This window comes from Dictyobacter aurantiacus (assembly GCF_003967515.1).
Lineage (GTDB): Bacteria > Chloroflexota > Ktedonobacteria > Ktedonobacterales > Ktedonobacteraceae > Dictyobacter > Dictyobacter aurantiacus.
In genome coordinates, this window is sequence record NZ_BIFQ01000001.1 from 1,630,525 (window position 1) to 1,653,283 (window position 22,759).

Annotated in this window: 16 protein-coding genes; 7 read left to right on the plus strand and 9 right to left on the minus strand. The window is 54.5% G+C overall.

Annotation, left to right across the window (positions count from 1 at the left end; genetic code table 11):
- Window positions 1-175 precede the first annotated feature (175 nt).
- Window positions 176-697 carry a large conductance mechanosensitive channel protein MscL gene (gene mscL / locus KTT_RS06545; protein ID WP_126595208.1) on the minus strand — a complete coding sequence of 174 codons (522 nt, stop codon included), beginning with the start codon at window positions 695-697 and terminating at the stop codon, window positions 176-178.
- An 843-nt stretch (window positions 698-1,540) separates the two neighbouring features.
- Here mscL and KTT_RS06550 point away from each other — a divergent pair.
- The 5 genes from KTT_RS06550 to KTT_RS36095 all read left to right on the plus strand — a co-directional run bounded on the left by KTT_RS06550 (window position 1,541) and on the right by KTT_RS36095 (window position 7,955).
- A complete protein-coding gene (locus KTT_RS06550) occupies window positions 1,541-3,295 on the plus strand; it encodes an ABC transporter ATP-binding protein (protein ID WP_126595209.1) in 1,755 nt (584 codons plus the stop codon).
- A complete protein-coding gene (locus KTT_RS06555; protein ID WP_126595210.1) occupies window positions 3,292-5,055 on the plus strand; it encodes an ABC transporter ATP-binding protein in 1,764 nt (587 codons plus the stop codon). Before KTT_RS06550 ends, KTT_RS06555 begins: the two co-directional genes overlap by 4 nt.
- Window positions 5,056-5,195: 140 nt before the next feature.
- On the plus strand, window positions 5,196-5,921 hold the full coding sequence (locus tag KTT_RS06560) for a hypothetical protein (RefSeq protein WP_126595211.1): 726 nt from the start codon (window positions 5,196-5,198) through the stop codon (window positions 5,919-5,921).
- A gap of 176 nt (window positions 5,922-6,097) precedes the next feature.
- A complete protein-coding gene (rlmB, locus tag KTT_RS06565) occupies window positions 6,098-6,850 on the plus strand; it encodes a 23S rRNA (guanosine(2251)-2'-O)-methyltransferase RlmB (RefSeq protein WP_126595212.1) in 753 nt (250 codons plus the stop codon).
- Between the two features lie 130 nt (window positions 6,851-6,980).
- Window positions 6,981-7,955, plus strand: coding sequence for a COG1361 family protein (locus KTT_RS36095; protein WP_160145689.1), 975 nt, complete (start codon window positions 6,981-6,983; stop codon window positions 7,953-7,955).
- Window positions 7,956-8,199: 244 nt separating this feature from the next.
- On the opposite strand, the gene KTT_RS06580 is transcribed toward KTT_RS36095, so the two are convergent.
- The 7 genes from KTT_RS06580 to KTT_RS06610 all read right to left on the minus strand — a co-directional run bounded on the left by KTT_RS06580 (window position 8,200) and on the right by KTT_RS06610 (window position 16,931).
- Window positions 8,200-8,934: an SDR family oxidoreductase gene (locus tag KTT_RS06580; RefSeq protein WP_126595215.1), complete on the minus strand. Its 735-nt coding sequence runs from the start codon at window positions 8,932-8,934 to the stop codon at window positions 8,200-8,202.
- Between the two features lie 18 nt (window positions 8,935-8,952).
- Window positions 8,953-10,308, minus strand: coding sequence for an FAD-binding oxidoreductase (locus KTT_RS06585; protein ID WP_126595216.1), 1,356 nt, complete (start codon window positions 10,306-10,308; stop codon window positions 8,953-8,955).
- Between the two features lie 400 nt (window positions 10,309-10,708).
- Window positions 10,709-12,202 carry an NADH-quinone oxidoreductase subunit N gene (locus KTT_RS06590; protein ID WP_126595217.1) on the minus strand — a complete coding sequence of 498 codons (1,494 nt, stop codon included), beginning with the start codon at window positions 12,200-12,202 and terminating at the stop codon, window positions 10,709-10,711.
- 81 nt (window positions 12,203-12,283) lie between these two features.
- Window positions 12,284-13,891, minus strand: coding sequence for a complex I subunit 4 family protein (locus KTT_RS06595; RefSeq protein ID WP_126595218.1), 1,608 nt, complete (start codon window positions 13,889-13,891; stop codon window positions 12,284-12,286).
- Between the two features lie 13 nt (window positions 13,892-13,904).
- Window positions 13,905-16,073, minus strand: coding sequence for an NADH-quinone oxidoreductase subunit L (nuoL, locus tag KTT_RS06600; protein ID WP_126595219.1), 2,169 nt, complete (start codon window positions 16,071-16,073; stop codon window positions 13,905-13,907).
- A gap of 4 nt (window positions 16,074-16,077) precedes the next feature.
- Complete coding sequence (gene nuoK / locus KTT_RS06605; protein ID WP_126595220.1) at window positions 16,078-16,401, minus strand: NADH-quinone oxidoreductase subunit NuoK; 324 nt, start codon at window positions 16,399-16,401, stop codon at window positions 16,078-16,080.
- A gap of 5 nt (window positions 16,402-16,406) precedes the next feature.
- Window positions 16,407-16,931, minus strand: a complete 525-nt coding sequence (locus KTT_RS06610; RefSeq protein ID WP_126595221.1) for an NADH-quinone oxidoreductase subunit J family protein — start codon at window positions 16,929-16,931, stop codon at window positions 16,407-16,409.
- Between the two features lie 457 nt (window positions 16,932-17,388).
- Here KTT_RS06610 and KTT_RS06615 point away from each other — a divergent pair, with 457 nt between their 5' ends.
- Entirely contained in the window at window positions 17,389-19,698 is a 2,310-nt protein-coding gene (locus KTT_RS06615) for an inactive serine/threonine-protein kinase VRK3 (protein ID WP_126595222.1), read from the plus strand.
- Window positions 19,699-19,832: 134 nt separating this feature from the next.
- On the opposite strand, the gene KTT_RS06620 is transcribed toward KTT_RS06615, so the two are convergent.
- A complete protein-coding gene (locus KTT_RS06620; RefSeq protein ID WP_126595223.1) occupies window positions 19,833-21,269 on the minus strand; it encodes a calcium:cation antiporter in 1,437 nt (478 codons plus the stop codon).
- Window positions 21,270-21,912: 643 nt separating this feature from the next.
- Between KTT_RS06620 and KTT_RS06625 the strand changes: the two genes are divergently transcribed.
- Complete coding sequence (locus KTT_RS06625) at window positions 21,913-22,752, plus strand: hypothetical protein (RefSeq protein WP_126595224.1); 840 nt, start codon at window positions 21,913-21,915, stop codon at window positions 22,750-22,752.
- Window positions 22,753-22,759: the final 7 nt, after the last annotated feature.

Below are 22,759 nucleotides of genomic sequence, written 5' to 3' on the forward strand. Positions count from 1 at the left end.
GACCGCCCCTTATCTTCACTCACGGAAGACGTTAATCGCATCCATTAAATTTATGAATGACAATCAACATTTTCTCCGTTAGCAGTATACGCTAGCCATTTCCCACATGCAAGAATCTGAAGGGTCATCTCCCGTTTTCCGCTGGCAGAAAACGGGAGACGGAGGCGAATAGCAATCAGCGCGCCGTTGCGGCCTGCGCAGGAGTCTCATCTGCCGGCGGCAACTGGGCTGTACAATAAGCACAACGCGTCGCTTTCAAAGGCACAGAGCTCAAACAGAACGGGCAATCACGCGTGGTCGGAGCCTCCTCCTTCTTGGGACGCAGGCGATCATAGCGATCGTGCAAAGCATTGATCGGCTTTACAACTAAAAAGTAAACCACCGCTGCCGTCAGAATAAAACTGAGTACAACATTAAGAAAATCACCATAAGCAAAAATCTGTTGGTGGTATGTTGTTGTCAAATTGCTGAGGTTCTGTTTCTGCACAAAAAGACCAATTAATGGTGTAATCAGATCTTTAACCAGAGCTTGCACTACGCCATTAAATGCAGCACCTATAATAACGCCGACGGCCAGGTCAACGACATTGCCGCGTAACAAAAATTTCTGGAAACCACCTAGCGTGTTTAAACCGCCCTTAAAACCGCGGCGGCCATAATCCGCGATGCGATCACGATCAAATAAGTCCCGAGCCATGAATACTCCTTCTCTGTCAGAAGACCATACGATTACAATACAGTCGCTGGATGCTACACATGCATCTCGCATGTAATACGCAGGGTACAAATAATCCGCTACATGGCAGAGACATTTGTCGTAGGTGCCGGGCTTGCCCCGGCTTTGCCGCGCAGCGGTTCTGACAAACGCGCCACCATACAGATCCAATCTCAGCGTAACACAAAGCTCAGCTTTATTCCAGACCCTCACGCGTAGGGGGTGTGCGTCATATTTTTGCAAGAAGGACGGCAATAAGAAAAATAGAGATGCCTGCGTAGGTGCTGGGCTTGTCCCAGCTTTGCCGCAAAGCGGCCCCGTTCCCGGCCGTTTCAGCTCACATAGCACCATTCCCTTGGCCAAAAACCCTTTTTGCAACATTTGAGTGACACATAATGAATATATGTATCTTGATTTACATACAGGTTTATGGTACGCTCGTAAGAGATCGGCTGAAAGGAGTAGATACGCCAGATGATAATGGTATTGGCAATTGATTTGAAGAAGAATTTTTCGCATCCTCTGATGGGAACCTATCTATAAGTGCGCCCTCGAAGCCGCTAGCTGTTTGTAGCATTGCTCCTCCTTCTCTACCCAACGGGAGCATATCCTCCACTCGCTTAGACTGCATGACCATGGGTGCACGCTGACCCGTGGCTTTTTTTCTCCCTTTTTCACATTATGATGCGTTGATACGCGAAGCCATGGGTATGGTCTGTCTGTTTCACCTCGTGGCCTTGCGGATATCATCATGCGCACGAACAAATTTATGGCGCCGGGCTCACGAGGTTGCTGAAAGCATTGCTGTGATGAAAGGATTCACCCATGAGCACCGCGCTCAAAGATTCATTTACCTATCGTGAGCTGTTAACACTCTACCTGGGACCACAGTGGCGGCGCGTCTGCTGGCTGATTCTGTTGCTGCTGGGCGGTATCATTCTGCAGCTGATTAATCCTCAGATCTTGCGCCAGTTTATCGATAGCGCCATGCAGGGGGCCGACATCACGCCGCTGATGCTGGCCGGAGCCCTGTTCATGGGGCTCTCGCTGCTGAACCAGGCATTGGCTGTGATCAATACCTATGTTAGCGAGAATGTGGCCTGGACCGCCACCAATCAGCTGAGAACCGACCTGGTGCGCCACTGTCTACAGCTCGATATGGCCTTCCACAAGGCCCGTACATCGGGCGAACTGATCGAACGCATCGATGGCGACGTCAATACGCTGGCCACCTTCTTCTCGCAGGCCATCGTCAGATTATTCGGCAATGGCTTGCTGATCATCGGCGTGCTACTGCTGCTCTTCAAGGAACAATGGCAGGTAGGGATCGCCATCAGCCTGTTCGCGCTCGGCGGCCTGTTGATCCTGGTGCGGATACGCCGCGTCGCCATTCCCTATTGGATGAAGACGCGTGAGAAGGATGCCGAGTTCTTTGGCTTTCTGGGCGAGCAGCTGGCTGGTACGGAGGATCTGCGCGCCAACGGCGCCACCGGCTATGTGATGACCCGCTTCTACCAGATCCTGCGGAGCTGGCTGCCGATCAATATACGCGCCAGCCTGGCCAGCTATGGAACCTGGGGCAGCACCCTGCTCCTGTTCGGCATCGGCAACGCACTGGCCCTGGGCATCTCGATCTACCTGTGGAGCAGGCACGAGCTCTCACCGGGCGGTGTCTACCTGATCTTCTACTACACTAACCTGCTCAGCGCGCCGATGGAGCAGATCCGTACCCAGCTGCAACAGCTGCAAGAGGCGGGGGCCGGCATTGAACGCATCCGTCAGCTCCTGCAGGCTCAGCCGACCATCCTCGATGGCAGCGGACCAGATCTGCCAGCGGGAGCGCTGGAGCTGGAGATCAATGACCTGACCTTCGGTTACAATCCAGATGAGCCGGTGCTACAGGGGATCTCCTTGCAGCTGGCGGAGGGACGCGTGCTGGGTGTGTTGGGGCGCACTGGCAGTGGCAAGACTACGCTGGCGCGCCTACTGCTGCGTCTGTATGAACCCCAGCAAGGAGAGATCCTGCTGGGAGGTGTGCCGCTGCGCCAGACGCGGCTGAGCGATCTACGCCAGCACATCGGCATGGTCACCCAGGATGTGCAGCTCTTCCACGCCACGGTGCGCGACAATCTGACCTACTTCAACCGCGCCATCGCCGATAAACGGATCATCAAGGTCCTCTCCCAGATCGGGCTGGTGAATTGGTATAAGAACCTGCCAGAAGGACTGGATACCATCCTGGGCTCGGATGGCGAGGGGCTATCGGCGGGCGAAGCTCAGTTGCTGGCCTTTACACGCGTCTTTCTCAGCGATCCAGGCCTGATCATCATGGATGAAGCCTCGTCCCGCCTGGATCCCGCGACGGAGCAGTTGATTGAGCGCGCCGTCGATACCCTGCTAAGCAATCGCACGGGTATCATTATCGCGCATCGGCTAGGCACCATCCAGCGCGCCGACGACATATTGATCATCGAAAATGGACGGATACTGGAGTATGGTCCGCGCGCCCGGCTCGCTGCCGATCCTCAATCACGCTTTTATCAGTTGCTGCAAACCGGCTTAGAAGAGGTGCTCGCATGAAGACATATCAATATCTCTGGTGCCTGTTTCGCTATCGTCCACTGCTCTACACGCTCAACGCTGTGCTGTGGGCCATCATCCATGTCGCACCCCTGGTGCCGGGACTGCTGGCGCAGCAGTTCTTTAATCGTCTGCAAAGCGCCACGCAGCTCTCACATGCCTTCTGGCTCATTATCGTGCTGCTGGTGGCAACCGAGCTGGGCAGGGTCTGCCTGATCCTGTCCGGCGGCACCGTAGATTCACTGCACCGCTTCAGCATCAACGGCTTGCTGAAGCGCAATATGCTGGCGCGCATCCTGGAGCGTCCGGGGGCCCACGCGGTACCGGGCTCTCCAGGCGAGGCGATCAGCCGCTTCCGTGACGACGCGCGCCAGGCTGAAGACGCCGTCAGCTGGACTCTGGATAGCCTTGGCTCCATCATCTTTTCGATCATCGCCATCGTGATCATGCTCAGAATCAGTGTCACCATTACGCTGTTTGTGTTTATGCCGCTGGTCTGCATGGTCGCTGTCACCCAGGCCATCCATAAACGCCTGGAACGCTACCGTCGCGCGAGTCGTGAGGCCACAGGAGCCGTCACCAGTGCCATTGGTGAGATTTTCAGCAGCGTACAGGGGATCAAGGTGGCGGCCGCCGAAGATCACGTCGTGCAACATTTCCAGGGACTGAACGAGCAGCGCCGCCGCACTATGCTCAGGGACCGTACGCTGGAGCAGCTGCTCGACTCGATCTTCGGCAACACGGTCGGGCTGGGCACCGGCATGATCCTGATCCTGGCCGCCCAGGCACTCCACACTCATCAGTTGAGTATCGGTGACCTGGCGCTTTTCATCTACTATCTGACCTTTGTGACTGAATACACGCAGTGGGCTGGCACGTTCCTGGCCCACTACATCCAGACCGGAGTAGCATTTCAACGTATGGATGCGCTGCTGCAGGGCGCGCCAGCTGAGCGGCTGGTCGCCCATCATCCACTCTACCTGCGCGGTCCCCTGCCAGCTTCCAACAAGAACACACTACCCACCACGCAGGATCAACTAACCACGCTCAGGGTCGAGGGGCTGAGCTACCGCTATCCCGATAGCGGGCGTGGCATCACCGGGATCAGCCTTCAGCTGCATCAAGGATCGCTAACCGTCATCACTGGGCGCATCGCCTCCGGCAAGACTACACTGCTGCAAGCACTGCTGGGTCTGCTTCCCAGAGACGAAGGGGAGATCTACTGGAACGGCCAGCAGGTACAGGACGCGGCCAGCTTCTTTGTACCACCGCGTAGTGCCTATACCGCGCAGATCCCACGCCTCTTCAGCGCCACGCTGCAGGAGAACATCCTGCTCGATCAGCCGCACAATCCTGAGCGGCTGCAGAAAGCCCTGCACACGGCGGTCCTGGAACCAGACATCGCCACACTGGAACACGGCCTGGACACGGTCATCGGCAGTCGGGGCGTCAAGCTCTCAGGTGGCCAGATCCAGCGCACGGCGGCTGCTCGCATGCTAGTACGTCCCGCCTCCCTGCTGGTCTTTGACGATCTCTCCAGTGCCCTCGACATAGAAACCGAGCATCTGCTGTGGGAGCGGCTATTTCAGGACCAACCACCCACCTGCCTGGTCGTCTCCCACCGCAAAACCGTCCTGCAACGCGCCGACCAGATCATCGTACTCAAAGATGGACAGATCGAGGCCAGCGGCACGCTGGCTGAACTCCTGGAAAGCAGCGCGGAATTTCAATATCTCTGGCATGGAGCCAGCAATTTTTGACATTGATAGCAAGATCATGTTACCTTGGTAGAGGTAATACATAGCGTAAATTGCTCATTTGTGAGCAGACAATGTAAAGAGCATAGAAGACAGCCGATGGTCATTTGTTGATGACCATCTTGATACAGGAGGACACAGATATGTGGCCATTTGATCAAAATCAACACCAGGTATACCAGCAGTATGCCCAGGCCTATGATACAGGCAACTTCAATGGATTCGATCCTATGCAAGCCATCAACCATTTACGCCAGTTTATTCAGGGTGCGCCACCCGAGATGCAGCAAAACATCTATCAGCAACACTTTGATCAGATGCCGTATGAGCAGCGCGCGATGCTGGCCCAGCAGATGCCACCGCAATACGGGGTTGATCCAGGCAATAGCTGGTCCATGGCTCAGGGGCTGATGCGCATGGGACAGGAACAGCCGCACCTGCTCCAGCAGATCTTCAGCCATCCCTTGCTGATGGGCAGTGCCGTAGCTTTAACCGCCCTGGTCGCCAAACATATGCTGGCCCAGCGTCAACAGCAGGGTGGCTATCAGCAGCAGCCGTACTATAACGATAATTTCCAGCAGCAGGGTGGCTTCCAGCAACAACCTTACGGCTATCAGCAGCCTTACGGCAATGATCAATATCAACAGCAGCCCTATGGTAATCAGCAGGGCTATCAGAATCAACCATACTATGGCAATCAGCAGGGCTACCAGGATCCACAGTATGCGCAGCAAGAACTGCAGCAGGAGCGGCAGCGTGAACAGGAATTGCGGCGCGAGCTGAGACAGGAAGAGCAAGAGATCGAACGCCTGGAGGGCAATGGTTACGGTAATCAACAACGCCATCATCATCGCCGTGAAGAATATTAAGTTTCTTTTGTGTGTTGGTGCTGTGGGGGCGCGAATGCGCCCCCACAGCACCAACACACAAAAGAAACCGATGTGGCCTGCTCGCATAGCGGCCACAGATAGTGGAGCGAGGCGCGGTGGTGTGCTATACTCGGGGGGAAATAATTCACCATCATCATGATGCATAAAGAGGTACTATGCCCGAGTATATATGGGGCCGCAATCCCATTTCAGAAACGTTACAGTCCGGTCGCCACGTTCAGCGTCTGCTGCTGGCCGAGGGAATCCGTGAGGCACCGGCCATCGCGACCATCTTGCAAGAAGCCAGGCGGCGCCAGGTTCCGATCGAGACCGTGCCGCGCCACCGCCTGGATCAGATCAGTCACGGAGCCGTTCACCAGGGCTGCATCGCCCAGGTTGAGGAGCGCAGATACGCCAGCGCCGACGATATCCTGGCCCATGCCGCGCAGAAACAGGAGGCCCCTTTTATCCTGATCCTGGACGCGATCCAGGATGTCAACAACCTGGGCTCCCTGCTGCGTACGGCCGAGGCAGCCGGCGTCCATGGCGTGATCATCCCGGAGCATCGCGCGGCCGAGGTCAACGCCACCGTGGTCAAAACGTCGGCGGGCGCCACCGAGCATATCCTGATCGCGCAAGAGACCAACCTGACCCGCGTCATCGACCAGCTCAAGAAAGAGAACATCTGGGTTGTTGGTCTGGCAGGTGAAGGAAAGACCCTCTACACTCAGGCCAATTTAACCGGGCCGCTGGCCATCGTGGTAGGCAACGAAGGAAAAGGATTGAGCCGACTCGTACGCGAGCATTGTGATGTGCTCGTCAGGCTACCGATGTTCGGACAGGTCAACTCGCTCAACGCCGCCGTAGCCGGAAGCATCTCCCTGTATGAAGCATTACGACAGCGTACCACCCAGAACGGAAAAAAGTAGGACGTGACACATATAACGATAACAGAGCGGTAAATGTAGACGTATAGATTACAGAGGATTTATCCCATTACACCAATTCATTCAACTACGTCTATTCCAATACAACGTTGTGTTCTCAGGAGTAATTCTAGTGTTCAAAACTTTCATCAAGGGTCTCAGCGTCTTATTTTGTGGCATGGTCGGGTGCGCACTTTTTATCTGTATCAATACACAGCCCGCGGCTTTTGCCAGCCCAGCTCACACGCAGGATGATCCAACGCCCACAGCGACGGCAACGGCAACCTATAATCCTGGCTTAACGCTCGCCCTGCCAACAGGAGGAACGCCCAGCGGGCGACCGGGGACCGTCATTCAATTGACCGGCACTGGCTTCCCTCCCAACAGCGGTGTGGCGTTCTCGATCGCGACAGATCCCAATCAGTGCACCAGCGGCAATGGCAGCGTAGGACCCCTCCAACCACAACAGCCCGCGACTGCCGATGGCAACGGCAACTTCACAGTTCAGGCCAGCTGGCCCGATGGCGCCAACCAACCCAACACCAAATATTACGTCTGCGCCAACGCGGCCAACACCCATGCGGCAGCTACCACGCCATTTACCGTCCTTGGTCAGCCCACGGTAGCCTCCTCCAATCAAACGGTCAACGCCGGCGACAAAGTAACTATCACAGGGCAGAACTGGCTTCCTCAACAAGGCTTAAATGTAGCGATCACCGCCGGTCAGGGCGGCAACACCATCGTCAGTGGGCAGACCAATCCGGATGCCAACGGCACCTTCACGCTGGACCTGACGATCCCTGCGGGTACCGCATCCGGCAACTACGGCATCAGCGTCGTCGGCCAGAATGATCCCAACCTGAAAACGTATCAGGACAACGCGATCACCGTCAACGCGCAGGCCACACCCACTCCCCAGGCCACAGCTACGCCCACTCCTACTCCCCAGCCAACGCCCACCTCTACCCCGACTTCCTCCACTAACAACAGCTCTTCCGGTGGCGGTGGCGGTAACCTGACCTGGCTCATCTTCTTATTAGGTGGTGTAGGAGTCGTCCTGGTCATCATCGGCCTGACCATGTACCTCTCCAATACCCACAGTAGTTGAGGGGGTGTCAGACACACTTTTTCCAGGGGTGCGTGAGTGCCCTCGTTCGGGCGGCCGCATACGCGGCCGCCCGTGTTTTATATGTAAATGAACGGGTTGCGCGAATGCGCAACCCGTTCATTTACATATATGTCATTTGTATCGTAGGTGCGCCCCTTGCGGGCGCTTGCCGCGAAGCGGCCCCGTACCCGGGCGCGCACGTTCCACCAACGGTACCATCTCCCCGATCAAAGGTGCCCGTACCTCACAGGGAGAGGCGTTTGAAGACGCTTTCGGGAATGGATTTGATGACCAGCATGATGATGCGCCAGTAGCCGGGTGTATAGGCAACGTCTTTGCGCCGCTTGATAGCGTCGTAGATGCCCTGGCCGACCGCCTCGGGTTTGGCGAAGAGCAGGCCCTGCTTCATGTGCGCCGTCATCGGTGTAGAGACGGTGCCAGGCTTGATCGTAACCACGGCCACGCCCGATTTCGACAGGCGGTTGCGCAGTCCCTGCAAGAAGGTGCTAACCGCGGCTTTGGCGGTGCCATAGACATAGTTGCTTGCGCGACCGCGATCGCCTGCCACAGAAGAGATGACCGCGATCGTACCCCGCTTCTGCTGCTCAAAATAGTTAGCACTCAGGGTCAGCAGCGAGATCACGCTCAGCGCGTTGGTGTTGAGCTCCTGCAGCGTCTCGGCTACGCTCAGCTCACAGGCCCGCTGATCACCCAGGGTACCATGCGCGATCAACAGCACATCCAGACCGCCCAGGGTGGCGATCGCCTGCTGCAGCATCGCATCGTGGTGCTCAAGCTGACTGAGATCCAGAGTATAGGTCTCGATGGCCTGCGCCCCACGCACCTTCAGATCAGCGGCTACCACCGCCAGCTTCTCGGCGGAACGTGCGACCAGGAAGAAGTCGGCCCCATCGCGGGCAAAAAACTTGGCTGTCTCGTGGGCCAGCGCGGACGTGGCCCCTACAATTGCTACTCTCATCGTCTTTATCGTACTTTCTTAGATATAGGTCGGAATGTTGCTATCGGTCCCCTGAGTCACACGACGCCAGAAGCTGGAGGAGAACTTGGGATCAATATACTGCTCAAACTCCTGCCACTGCGGATAGTACTTCTTAAAGGACTCAGGGCTCATGCGAGCATCTTTGGCTGGATAGAGGACGCCGCCGTTATCCTCAACGATGCGGTCCAACTCATTCATAAAGGTGCGCGTGCGCTCGCCATGATTGGAGAAGTCGAGGGCCAGCGTAATGCCGGGACGCGGGAAGGACAGCATGCCAGGCGACTTGATGTAGCCAAACTGCTTCAACACGGTCAGGAACGAACCCTCACCAGCCTGCTGGATATGGCGGATGCACTTTTGCATCGCCTCACGGCCATTCTCAAACGGGACCACAAACTGATACTGGAAGAAACCACGCTTGCCATAAATGCGATTCCAGTTATGGATGGCATCCAGTGGATAGAAGAATGGATCATAGGGCACGGTCTTGCTGACGTACTTCTCACGCTGGACATGGTAATAAGCCTCGTTGAACGCCTTCACCGTATATGTATTGAGCGCGAACGAAGGGAAATCGATCGGCACGGCCAGCGGCAGCTTCTTCGGCTTATATTTCTTCGCCAGATCAGGATCTTGATTGTGGTTGCCGCGCGAAAACTTGCCGCGACACAGCTTATCGCCACCGATCAAGAGATCCACCCACGACACAGTATAGTCATAATCTTTATCCGAGGCGGCCGAAAGCTCAAAGAACTCATCGAGCGACTCAAAGCGAATCGAGTCCATATCGATAAAAGGATTCACAATCTTGCGCAGCCGGAACTCGGCCCACAGGATCACGCCGGTCAGGCCCAGGCCACCGATCGTGGCGCGGAAAAGCTCGCTGTTCTGCTCGGGTGAACAGAGCAGGTGCTCCCCGCTTGAGCGCACCAGCTCAAATTTAGTCACGTGGCAGCCGAAGGTGCCGGCGGCATGGTGATTCTTCCCATGCACATCATTAGCGATCGCGCCGCCAACCGAGACAAATTTGGTACCCGGACTCACCGGCAAGAACCAACCACGTGGAACCGCCACCTGCAACACATCGGCCAGCGAGACGCCAGCCTCGCAGCGAATAATGCCTTTTTCTGTATCAAAAGAAATAAAGTTCTTAAGATGGCTCGTATCAATAGAGATACCATTTTCATTCAGACAGCTATCACCATAACTGCGACCATAGCCATAAGGAAGGATTGATTGATCCAGCGAACCAAGATCCGGCAGTTCATCGCGCCAGTATACCGGCACGACCTGGTTATTCTTGACCACTGGATAGCGTCCCCAGGATTGAGGTTGTTTATTTGCAGATCCCATAACTTATCTATTCCTTGTTCATTGTAGCGCGAATGAATATGTTTCACATTGTTGTTACGTTCATAATAACGTATAAGCGCTAACTCACGCTACGAATCAGCCCAAATGTATAGGTGAAGGGTCCAACGCTGCCTGCGGCAGCGATTGGAAGGAAATATGGTGTTGAATACAGGGGCCGACGAGGCCCCTGTATTCAACACGCAAAAAAGGATTACAGGTTGAGGATGCTGTGATTGACATCCTTACGCGTCTGCAGTGCTCACAGGTTTTTATAGAGATGATGAGGTCAGGGTGCACACCCTGGCACCATCATCTCTATAAAAATAAAAGAGGTTCAATAGAATTGTATTATGAGCTCTATTGAACCTCTTTGTGTGGAGCTTGTGGCTCCGGAGGTATATTAGCGACCGACCAGTGAAGCAAAGAGATTGAAGGCCGCGGGATTGGCGGCATTGATCACAAGCTGCACAATAACGGTCAGCACCAGCAAGGCGGCCGATGCCAGGGTGATCGAGGTGCCCAGACTCATCGAGGTCACCAGGCGACCCTCTTTCTGTGGCTCATCAAAGAACATAACTTTGATGATGCGACCATAGTAGACCACCGAAACGATACTGTTCAGCAGGGCGATAATTACCAGCCAGGACTGACCCAACTGCCAGGCCGAGGTAAAGATGAACACCTTACTGAAGAAGCCAGCCACCGGTGGAATACCTGCCAGCGAAAGCAGGCACAGGGCCGTACCAACACTCAGCAGCGGGGCGCGTCTCCACAGGCCACGGAAGTCATCGATCCTCTCACCACCGGTCATATTCGCCAGCGCAATGATGCCCGAGAAGGCACCCAGGTTGGTGACAACGTAGACCAGGATAAAGAAGAGCACCGCGGCGGTACCGGTAGCAGCAGCAGCCTGGTTCGTACGGGCCATGCCCACGGTACCGACCACACCGACCAGGATATAGCCGGCCTGCGCGATACTGGAATAGGCCATCATACGCTTGATATTGGTCTGGACAGCGGCCACAAAGTTACCCAGCGTCATGGTCAAAACAGCCACGATCGAGAGGATAACAACCAGGGGCACCATATCCACCTGCCACAGGCCACCATAAACCAGAACGCGGATCAGAGCCGCGAAGCCAGCCGCTTTCGAACCGACTGAGAAGAAGGCCGTTGCCGGTGTCGGAGCACCCTCGTAGATATCGGGAGCCCACATATGGAACGGAACCGCCGAGATCTTGAAGCCGAAGCCCGCGATCACCAGTACGTCCGCCACGATCACCATCAGGTTGCCATTGGTAAAGCTCTTGAAGGTATGCGCCAGTCCTTGCAGATCGGTGGTACCGGTCAGGCCATACAGCAGGGCAAAGCCATACAGCAGAATGGCCGAGGACATAGCACCCAGCAAGACATATTTGACAGCCGCCTCAGATGACTTGGTGTCGGAACGAATCAGGCCCGCCATGATATACAGTGGGAAGCTGGTCAGCTCCAGGGCGATATAGATCGAGATCAACTCACCTGTACTAGCCATGAACATCATACCCACGACCGACAGCAGCATCAACGAGTAAAACTCGCCATCCGCCTGCACGTACTTCCCAATATAGTCATAAGACGCCAGGATGATGACGGCCGCGATAATCAAGAAGATAATCTCAAAAAAGAGAGAATACTGATCCACCACCAGCATCTTAAAAAATGCGGTCTGGGGACCACTATAGGTAACAACCTGCGCGATGGTAAAAGCCGCAGGCACGATCAGACCTACCAGCGCGGTAGCCGCGATGACGATACGTTTCTTCGTAAAAAGATCAACGGCCATCACAACCAACCCTAACAGCACCAGGCTGATTTGAGGCGCCAGCAGGTAGAGATCATAAGGCTTAAACATAATTACTCCTTACCCCGCAGCGGGGCGATCCAGCTTATTTGTTAACCTGGCGGATCGCCCAGGCTGCTTAGGGGACCTCCCCTACTTTATCATGGTCACGGCCGTGTGAATAATCGGCGTGATACTACTCGAAATCATGTTAATCAGGGGCGCCGGATACACGCCAACAAACACGATCAGCCCGGCCAGAGCAAACAGCGGGACGAGCTCGCGTGCCGAGACATCTGGCAGCCAGTTCCACTTCTGTTTGAAAGGTCCAAAGAAGACGCGCTTGATCATCCACAGCAGATACGAGGCCGTCAGGATCATGGTAAAGACCGCGATCAACGTCGGGATGGTCCAGACGCGGAAGCTGCTGGTAAAGACCATATATTCAGCGACGAAGCCAGCCAGACCGGGCAGTCCCAGTGAAGCCATGGCCGCGAAAGTGAACAACGTACCCAGCATCGGCATACGCTTGGCGATACCACCGAAGACGGCGATCTCGCGGGTGTGGGCCAGATCATAGATGACGCCGACGCAGAAGAAGAGCATACCGGTAATGATACCGTGGCTAAACATCTGCAGGGTCGCACCGGTCAAAGCCACCTGGCGGAACGCCTGGTCGCCACCGGCCAGCGCGCCCGTAAACATCCCATTGCCTGCGCCAGCCGCGGCGGCCACGCCCAGCAGGATGATACCCATATGGCTCACGCTCGAGTACGCGATCAGCTTCTTCATATCCCTCTGCACCAGGCAGATCGCCGCGCCATACAGAATATTGATCACCGCGATCACCGCCAGCCAGCCCGCGAACTGCCCCAGTCCCCCAGGGAACAGGGTAAAGCAGAAGCGAATCAGGCCATAGGCACCCATCTTCAGCAGCACACCGGCCAGCAGTACGCTAACCTCGGTCGGCGCATCTGTATGGGCATCCGGCAGCCAGGTATGGAACGGGAACATCGGGATCTTCACCGCGAAGGCCATAAAGACCAGCAGGAAGGTCAGCAGCTGCAGGGTAACGCCGATGCCAAAGATCGACGTGGTACCACCGATCAGGTGCGTGGACAGATACTGCATATCGGAGCTACCGATATTAAAGTAGAGCAGGATAAAACCGGCCAGCATAAACACGCTACCAAAGAACGTGTAGAGCAGAAACTTCCAGGCTGAATAGACACGACCAGGAACGCCATGTTTGATCGCGTCACTGCCCCAGACACCGATCAGGATAAACATCGGAGCCAGCTCAACCTCCCACATCAGGAAGAAGAGGAAGATATCCAGCGCCATAAAGACGCCCATCACACCGGCTTCCAGAAACAGCATCATAGCCATGTAATCCTTGACGCGCTTCTTCTGCCAGCCACCAATTACGGCCAGCATCGTCAACAACGCGTTCAAGATCACCATCGGCAAGCTCAGACCGTCCACGCCGAGAAAGTATTGTACAGTAAAGCGGGACGAACCAGCCTGCAGATTAATCCAGTTCAACTTCACCTGGTCGGCCAGGTGGTTCAGATCGCCAAATCCGCTAATCCCACTGGTATTGAGAATGCGGAAGAAAATCCACATTGAAAGAACGAAGGTAGCCGCCGAAAAGGCCAGGGCCCACCAGCGCGCCGCTTTCGTCGGGAACACATAGACACCCACACCACCAATCACAGGCAGCAGGAGAATCCATGTAAGATCGCTCGTAAAAAACGACATGTCTTCTTATCCTTTACTTAATGCCTGTGGTGATCAGGACAACGACGACAATCGCTAAGACAGCCACACCGCCAAAGAAACCCAGCATATACGTCTGTACACGACCAGTCTCCACGCGACGGGCGCCAGCACCCAGGCCGGTCACACCACGTGCCACGCCATTGACGATACCATCGACAACGTAGACATCGAACAGCTGCGAAAGCTTAGAGACGCCACCCAGGATCAGGTAGTTGGTAATCCAGTTGTACAGGGTATCCATATAGTAGCGGTTATACAGAATGTTATGCAGCACACGCAGCACAGCGTTCGACTGCACAAACTGGTTAATCTTCACCAGCTCGATGCGGCCATAGACGGCCCAGGCAAAGACCAGGCCAGCCAGGGACACCACAACACCGATCCAGGTATCCAGGGTTCCCAACAAAGTCGGGATGCTTAAGTTCTGTACAGCCTCGGGGTTGACATTGACATACTGGTAGAAACCGGTCCAGTAGCCAGCGATGACGGAGGGGATCACCAGCAGCATCAACGGAATGGTCATGGTCAGGGGAGACTCATGAACCTCACCGGAACCGCGATATGGACCACCCCACAGACCCATGATCTTACCACCCTTACCACCGAATGCCAGGATGAAGGCACGCAACATATAGAAAGCGGTCAGAGCAGCCGTAATCAGGGTCAGGGCATAAATCACAGGATGACCATGCTCCAGCGACAGGCCGATAATCTCTTCTTTACTATAGAAGCCAGACATGAAAGGGAAGCCCGAGATAGCCAGTACAGCAACCAGCCAGGTGAAGGCGGTGATCGGCATGCGAGTCGCCAGGCCACCCATCAGACGTACATCCTGAACTTCTTTGTGCATGGCATGATGCAGACCATGCAGCACGCTACCAGCACCCAGGAAGAGCAAAGCCTTGAAGAAGGCGTGCGTAAAGAGGTGGAACATACCGGGGCCAGGGCCAAACTCAGGACCAGCCACGCCCAGACCCACGAACATATAGCCCAGCTGGCTGATGGTCGAGAAGGCCAGCACGCGTTTGAAGTCTGACTGCACCATAGCGATCGTAGCAGCGAAGAAGGCGGTAAACGCGCCGATCGAAGCCACAACATCGAAAGCGAACGCGGGAGCCGCGCTAAAGAGCGGGAAGGTACGGGCGACCATATAGACGCCGGCGGCGACCATGGTGGCCGCGTGGATCAGCGCGCTCACCGGGGTAGGACCTTCCATAGCGGAGGGCAACCATGTATGCAGGGGGAACTGCGCCGACTTACCGATCGCGCCACAGAACACCAGCAGCATCGCCACACCTAACAGGGTGGAATGATACAAAGGATTACCAGAAGTGATGCTCTTCTGAATCTGCGCGAAATCGAAGGATCCTGTATTCACAAACAGGATCATAATACCGAGGATAAAGCCAACGTCACCGATGCGGTTCATGATAAATGATTGCAGGTTCGCACTGGCAGGCGCGGGTCGCTGCTCCTCGGGTTTAGCGCGTTTATTGATCCAGAAACCGATCAACAGATAAGAGCTCAAACCGACCAGTTCCCAGCCACAGAAGATCACCAGGAAGTTCTGGGCGAAAATGATCAGCAACATCGAGAACGCGAACAAAGACAGGTAGGCATAAAAGCGCGCATAACCTGCCGAGTTCTCCATATATCCCTGAGAGTAAAACTGGACCAGCAATGAGATAGTGGTTACCACCACCAGCATAGCGATGCCCAGGCGGTCCAGGTGAAAGGCGATATCATAATGCAGATTGGCCACATTGAGCCAGGTATAAGAAAAGACCGAAGTACCGCTCTGGGGCAAAACGCTCGAAGTCATCGAACTGAACAGCAAGACCCAGGAATACACACAGGCGGCAAGCATAATCAGCAGCGCGGCATAGGCGCTGGCCTTCGCACCGGCCGAAAGACGAGGAACCTTAGGATCATCGTCATCATCCTCGGCATGCCCGACTCGCTCATCTCCATGGGTGCCCTGCGCCTCAACCCCGTGGGGATCGGCATGATCACTGGCATGGTCGCCATGGCCACCAGCATGAGCAGCCGGGGCCGTCTTGGGTCGGCTCAGCATATCCCATACCCGTGTACCGAAGATGATTACAGCGAAAGCGAGGAGCGGTGCAAACAAGATTGTCCACGATAATTGATACAACAACATCTGATCACCACTTCATCATATCGATCTCGCCAACATCCACCGTAGCACGCTTGCGATAGATGGCAATAATCATTGCCAGTGCAACCGCAGCCTCGGCCGCAGCAACAGTGATAATGAAAATAGCGAAGATCTGTCCAGTCAACAGCTCTTTATAAGCATTGACGGTATTAAAGTACGAAAAACCAACCATTGTAATATTGACGGCATTCAGCATAATTTCAATACCCATCAATACGGCAATGGCGTTGCGCTTCGTAATAGCGCCATACAGGCCAATACAAAAAAGCACGGCCCCCAGAACAACAAAATGATTAACTGTAAGCTGCATCCCCATTAATCCTCTCTGCCAATGACAATTGCGCCAACAATTGCGACCAGCAACACCAGTGATGCAATTTCAAACGGGAGCACATAGCTGTAATTAGTAGGGCTGTACAACAACTGGCCGATGCGCACAACGTTGTTGGGGAGCTGCTTTGCGACCTCTGACGCACTGACAACATTTTTTACAGCGTGCTGGCTCGTATTCACCGCATAGATGATCGCCACGCCAACGGCGGCACAGATCACAGCAGCCACAGGCCATAACCGATTGGTCGGATTGGTCTGTGTACGTCCTGTAATGCGCGTCAACATCAGCGCGAACAGGATCAAAATCGTTACCGCACCTACATAGATGAGGATTTGCACAATAGCAATAAATTCTGCACTGAGCAGGACATAAATACCGGCGGCCATGGCGAAGACCATAACCAGAGCCAGAGCGCTATGCACAATATTACGAAGCCCCACCACCAGCAATGCGGCACCCACCAGGATCACGGCGAAGATCCAGAATAAGAGGGTGGCTAAATCCATAAAAAAACATACCTCCGGATTATATCAGATATTATTGGATCGTAATTTCAGACTCAAACCAGAGGGAGAAGATTACACATCCTTACATTGGTTAATTCTGCTAATTGTATTGTATCTCATTCTACGACGCCCCGGGCATGACAAGATAAGCCTATGTCCTAAATGGGGGGATAGAACGCGTGCATAGTCCCTTTGGGATTCTAACAAAACCTGAGACTGGTGACAAGGGGAAAAAAGTTCCATTGCGCCACCATTAGTCAGACAATCAGCACCTTCTCCAATTACCCGTTGCTTACGCTATCCCTGCCATTTGTAAAAATAACTCTACAATAGCAAGATATCAAATAGGCTACCATCATACCTACTAAATAGCGGTACACGACACGTAAATGAACCAGGTGTGCTATAATTTGTCGTAAACATACATAGTTTCATTTTAAAAGGGCGTAATTGTGGCATGAGCTTAACACATACATCTCTCGATCAAACTCAACCTGATATAGTACGATGCAAACGTTGCAATGCGGAACTGCCACCGTCGGCAACTTTTTGCGGACGATGTGGTGAGCGCGTCGAGAAACAGGGAGGCGATAAGTCATCTCCCAAAAACGCCGACATCACTGATCGCTATCGTATCACTTCATTGCTGCGGCGACAAGCTCCAGCGCAGGTCTTAATGGCCATTGATACACAGCAGCAACGCCCGGTCATCATCCATGATATTGATATCAGTTCACTTGACGAGGAACATCGAGCCCTGGCTATCGCGGCGTTACAAAATGAATACGACGTGCTGCGCCGGCAACGTATTCCAGCGGTGACACCGCTGGTCGATCTACGCTATTTCAATGGACATCTATACGTCATCTCCGGATGGCCATTCGCGCTGGTCAGCAAAAACGGCACCAGCAACACTTCGCAGCTACGGATCTCAACCCTGCAAGATATCCTGCAAAGTGGTATTGGCCTGCCCGATGAGCAGACAGCCATCGCCTGGGTCTATCGCCTGAGCCGGGCGCTTGAGCAGCTACACCGCTCGGAGATCCTACTCGGGCAGATCGATCCCCAGACTATCCTGGTCAGTCAGCATGACTATAGTGGAGAGCCACTCCTCATCATCGCCTGGATACCTGATCTGCTACGCGAACTCATTCCCCAGCCATTGAACCATGCCAATCCTTCTCCGTTTTGCGCACCAGAGGTACTGCTGGGCGATATTGAGCCGCGTTCAGATATCTACAGCCTGGGCGCCATTCTCTATCTGTTATTGACAGGCATTACACCCGATGATGCCAATAAACGCCGTCACCGTCCACTGCCATCGTTGCGCGATCTGGATGCGCGCAGCAATAGCACATTAGATATGACGGTCATGCAGGCCCTGGCCATGGAGCGAGAGCTACGCTATCAAAGTGCCAGCGAATTCACAGAAACGCTGCAGCGCTTCCTACCCCGACCCACCATCAATCGCTCAGGCGATCCCAATAGCCCGCAAGCCAGCAATGAGAAAAGTGCTCTGTCGAGCGCGCCTAACATGGCCGATAATAAAAGTGACACAGATAATGAGGTAGCGGACACCGAGGAAGCGGATGATAAGACCATTTCGATGATCCCGCTTCAGGCCCGCATGGCCCGGCGCTACCTGTCCAGGATCAAAACAAGCAATCTGAGCCTGGCAGAAGTATCAACCGGGGAGGTGCCAGTGGAAAAAGGCGCGGCACAACAGAGACAGTTCCAGGTGGACCAATCTACACAACAACATGATGAGAAACCACTTGCCGAGGAGCCCGAGGTTATGAATACAGGTACAGTAGAAGAAGAACAGGCAGTGGAGTCCGCAGGCACTGAAATCGCCCACGACCCACAGAACACCACGCCTGATGTCAGCCAGAGCGAACAGAATCTACAAGGCGAGGCCGCCGCGCCAGACCAGAATGAATGGGGGGCGCAAGAAGGTATCCCCGCCGGGGAACAGCATATCCAAACGGCGAACGAAATACCACCCCAGGATATCTCCCAGATGTCGACGATTCTGATTAAAAAAGACTCACTTAGCGCGGAACTGATAGCGCAGGCCGCGCTGGTGGATCACCCGGTTGATAATGAGCAGGCCAGCAATACCGAACAGGCGCAACATAGTGAAGAGGCAATGCACGAGCATAAAGACTCCTCGCTGACACACTTGAAGAATATCATCACCGGTTCTCTACCAGCATTGCCCAAACTGCATATACCCAAAACGCCGTTGCTGAGTAGGGAAAGCACGGGGGATCTCAAGGGACAGGCTGACGATTCATTGCTGAAGCGGGTCCAGCGTTTCATCCTGGGCGAACCTCAGCAGAACACATCTGCGGCGGCCTTGATTGAGACGCCGATGCGTGTCCAACCTAACCAGGGCTACTCCATTCGCGTCAACGTCCTGGGACGCGATAAGACTAACGGTGATCAGATAAGTGGTGGATTGAGCGCCCTTGGCGAAGGGGAAACGGTTCATATCGAGGTCCGTTCAGCGCTCTATCAGAACTACGCCTATATTGTCCAGCAGGCCGACGTCACCATACCAGGAACCGGCTATGTCGCCGAAGTCACAATGCCCATGCAGGCCCTCAGCAGCGGACCAAGCGGTAGACGCGAACGCCTGCATATCTTCTTTATGGATGACAATCGCAGCCCTCTGTATGAAAAACCTTTTGTCATCGAGCTGTTCGTCTCCCACCTCGTCCAGAGTGGCCGCGAAGGACATAATGTGCTGTCAATACCGTTATAGGTGGGAAGTTTCCCGCCTATAACGGTATTGACAGCACAGGTGTTCCTGTTTTAATGAAGATATGGAGAGGGGACCTGTGTGGTGTGCAGTGCACACCACACAGGTCCCCTCTCCATATCTTCATTATTAATTTCTTATCCAGGGATGACGGGTGAGTTTCCGAATAGGAAGATAGTTCCACCCATCATGGCATAGAGCAGTATCATCAGCAGGCCCTCAAGCCAGACCAGTTCGCCGTCTTTGGTGACTTCGCTGAAAAGGAAGGTGGCCAGGGCGAGTACAGCCAGCTCAACCAGGCTAAAGATCAGGTCGAGACGGTGCGGCATAAAGAGGCTGACCAGGACCAGGATGGGGGCCATCAGCAAAGCGATCTGGATCGATGAGCCTGCTGAGGCCGACAAAACCATTTCCATGCGCTTATCCAGGGCCATAGAGATGGTATTGAAGTATTCTGGCAGACCACCAATCAATGGAATAAAGATCAGGCCTACAAAGGCGGCGTTCCAGTGCAGCACCGCCGTCATCGGTTCAATCGTCCCCACCAGAATCTCTGAAATGATGGCGACACCAACAGTTGCCAGGATCAGCAGGAGCAGACTTCTCCACAAAGGAACCTGTTTGGTCTCTTCATCTGGCTTCTTCTCCTCGGTAGCAGGCTGTGCCTGATTCCGCTTAAGAGTCAGGGACGATTCTAGCAGATGGCTCTTCGAGGCGTTTTTTCCATTGGTAGCGCCTGACGCGTTGCTCTGCTCCGCGACCACTCCGGTGCCATCTTGTGCTTTGTCCTGCTCCGCCACCGCTCCGGTGGCTCCGGCGGCTTTTCCTGTCTCATGGGCAACGATCGCATCAACGGTGCCATCGATGCGCCGCAGCACGCCGCTCTTACCCGCAACCTGGCTCTGTGCCAGATGCTGGCGATAGGCAAGCAGGCGCATGATAGCGGCCGCCGAACGTGCGCCCACCAGCGGATCAATCTCCACCTCGTTCTCTTGAGGTTTATCACCCAGGCGGAAAACGCTGAACAGGATCGACGCGACATAACCGATCAATAGCATAACAGCGATCGCGTCCGACAGCATCACACCGCGCTCAGCAACCATCGATTGATTGGCACGTGTCGCAAAGATTTCAGCGATCGTGGGCAACAACAGACCACCGATCGAGAGCGCCAGTAAAGATGCGTACTGGCTGGCGGGACGCGTCTCAAAACGCAAGCGACCATTTTTAAAGCCACCGACACAGACGGCGACCCCAAAGACCAGCAAGAGATTTCCAAGTACGGTACCGATAATGGTGGCGCTAACCACATCGACCAGGCCCTTGGTAAGCGAGATAATACCGATAATAAGTTCGGTCGCATTGCCAAATGTCGCGAACAACAGACCACCAATGCGCTCACCTGTATGTTCCGCCACCTCTTCCACCGATTGACCAATCAGAGCGGCCAGGGGGACAATGCCCAGGGCAGCAATCACAAAAAGCATCCATGAAGGGATATGTATAAAGGGAACATATTCAAGCACAACAGCCAGAACAGCAAAGATCAATAAGAAATATAACCAGCGCGGCATTCCATTCCTCCCAAATTATCCTGGATAGAAATCCATACGTTGTATACGCACGGTCAAGCAGTAGAGTTACAGCCGCCCGGTTGGTCATGCTGTTTTTCAGCATGACCAACCGGGCGTGGGGACGCCTGCGTTCCCCATTATTTTTTCTTTAAAGCGTATCAGACTCTCGTCACTCTGCGGGCGCGTGGTCGCCCCCGCACGCGCGGCCGCTACGCGGCCGCACTGGTTTTGTGTGTTCGTGCATGGGGCGCGCTGATGCGCGCCCCATGCACGAACACACAACGGAATTCTGAGCACCGAAGGTGCAAAAAACCATGCAGGCTGCAGGCCATCATCATGAGAGTCAGACACTCTCTTATATGCAAGTGCAACAAAGGCGCAGATGCAAGTGCAACAAAGGCTCAGATTCGCCTTTGTTGCACTTGCATATAAAACAGGTGCGGCCGCGTAGCGGCCGCCCGTGCGGGGGCGCTCATGTTCGCAAACATAAGGAGAGTAAGACCTATTTATAGGCTAAAACACCACAGCTGGTGGTCCAACCACTGACAACTCTTGTCAGAAGTAGTAAACTTTTGCCATACTTTCAATGGGGAAACAAATCTCAAGCATTGTCCTTACAAATTACTTAATAAGGGTTTTTCTGATGAAACGTAGTTTATTAGCCAGGCTGCGCTCAAATGGCATCTATTACATTATTGCCGGCCTGCTTTTGCTGTTAGTCATACCGCTCTACCAGGTCCTCTTCCTGGGACCCACGGGCTTTAGCGCCGCGCTAGACGCCACCGGCCTGGGACGCTACACAGCCTACCTGGCCTGGATCAGTAGCCATAGCCTGCCGTTCTTGATCTATCGCGCGCTCTTGCTATGCGCCTTTTTGCTGCTGATATCATTTCCGTTTAACCTGAATCGCATTATTGTCGCCCAGGAATTGATGGCGCAACAGGAACGCGAGGAGGAAGAGCGCCGGACCGAGACAGAACAGGCTGATACCGCCGATAGCGAGGAAGAAGAGGAGGAGGATGGACTGCCAGCATATCCATGGCGTGGTAAAGGATTCGTTGTGCTGGCGGCCTGGCTGGGTGTAGTCGGGCTCTCGATTTATTTACTGGGTACCGCGGCCAGCAGCATCTACTTCATCCTGGTTGCCAGCAGCACTGGAGCCGCCCTCCAAAATAGCATCACAACCATCGCGCCCATATTTTCCATCATCACCAATGTACTGGGCACCGGTCTGCTGGGATTAGGCTGTCTGTTCTTTGGCGCCATGATCGCGCGCACCGGCAAGAATCTCTGGCCGGGAGCCTGGGTCGCCTTTGGCTACGCCTCGCTCTTCATCGGAGCCATGCTCTCTATCAGTGCGGTAGCCGTGCTTAGCGCCGCGGGCAGCGGTCAGAGTACCCTGACGACCATCGCCACCCTGCTCTTCGCGATCTGGATTATCTGGCTGGGAGCCATGCTGGTGCGCCTGAAGCCGGAACCGTAAATTCGTA

Excerpts from the sequence above, each read along its gene's own strand:
- KTT_RS06615 (WP_126595222.1), top strand. The coding sequence starts at position 17,389 with ATGAGCTTAACACATACATCTCTCGATCAAACTCAACCTGATATAGTA.
- KTT_RS06555 (WP_126595210.1), top strand. The coding sequence starts at position 3,292 with ATGAAGACATATCAATATCTCTGGTGCCTGTTTCGCTATCGTCCACTG.
- KTT_RS06590 (WP_126595217.1), bottom strand. The coding sequence starts at position 12,202 with ATGTTTAAGCCTTATGATCTCTACCTGCTGGCGCCTCAAATCAGCCTG.
- KTT_RS06595 (WP_126595218.1), bottom strand. The coding sequence starts at position 13,891 with ATGTCGTTTTTTACGAGCGATCTTACATGGATTCTCCTGCTGCCTGTG.
- KTT_RS06550 (WP_126595209.1), top strand. The coding sequence starts at position 1,541 with ATGAGCACCGCGCTCAAAGATTCATTTACCTATCGTGAGCTGTTAACA.
- KTT_RS06620 (WP_126595223.1), bottom strand. The coding sequence starts at position 21,269 with ATGCCGCGCTGGTTATATTTCTTATTGATCTTTGCTGTTCTGGCTGTT.
- KTT_RS06625 (WP_126595224.1), top strand. The coding sequence starts at position 21,913 with ATGAAACGTAGTTTATTAGCCAGGCTGCGCTCAAATGGCATCTATTAC.
- mscL (WP_126595208.1), bottom strand. The coding sequence starts at position 697 with ATGGCTCGGGACTTATTTGATCGTGATCGCATCGCGGATTATGGCCGC.
- KTT_RS06585 (WP_126595216.1), bottom strand. The coding sequence starts at position 10,308 with ATGGGATCTGCAAATAAACAACCTCAATCCTGGGGACGCTATCCAGTG.
- nuoL (WP_126595219.1), bottom strand. The coding sequence starts at position 16,073 with ATGTTGTTGTATCAATTATCGTGGACAATCTTGTTTGCACCGCTCCTC.
- KTT_RS06560 (WP_126595211.1), top strand. The coding sequence starts at position 5,196 with ATGTGGCCATTTGATCAAAATCAACACCAGGTATACCAGCAGTATGCC.
- rlmB (WP_126595212.1), top strand. The coding sequence starts at position 6,098 with ATGCCCGAGTATATATGGGGCCGCAATCCCATTTCAGAAACGTTACAG.
- KTT_RS06610 (WP_126595221.1), bottom strand. The coding sequence starts at position 16,931 with ATGGATTTAGCCACCCTCTTATTCTGGATCTTCGCCGTGATCCTGGTG.
- nuoK (WP_126595220.1), bottom strand. The coding sequence starts at position 16,401 with ATGCAGCTTACAGTTAATCATTTTGTTGTTCTGGGGGCCGTGCTTTTT.
- KTT_RS06580 (WP_126595215.1), bottom strand. The coding sequence starts at position 8,934 with ATGAGAGTAGCAATTGTAGGGGCCACGTCCGCGCTGGCCCACGAGACA.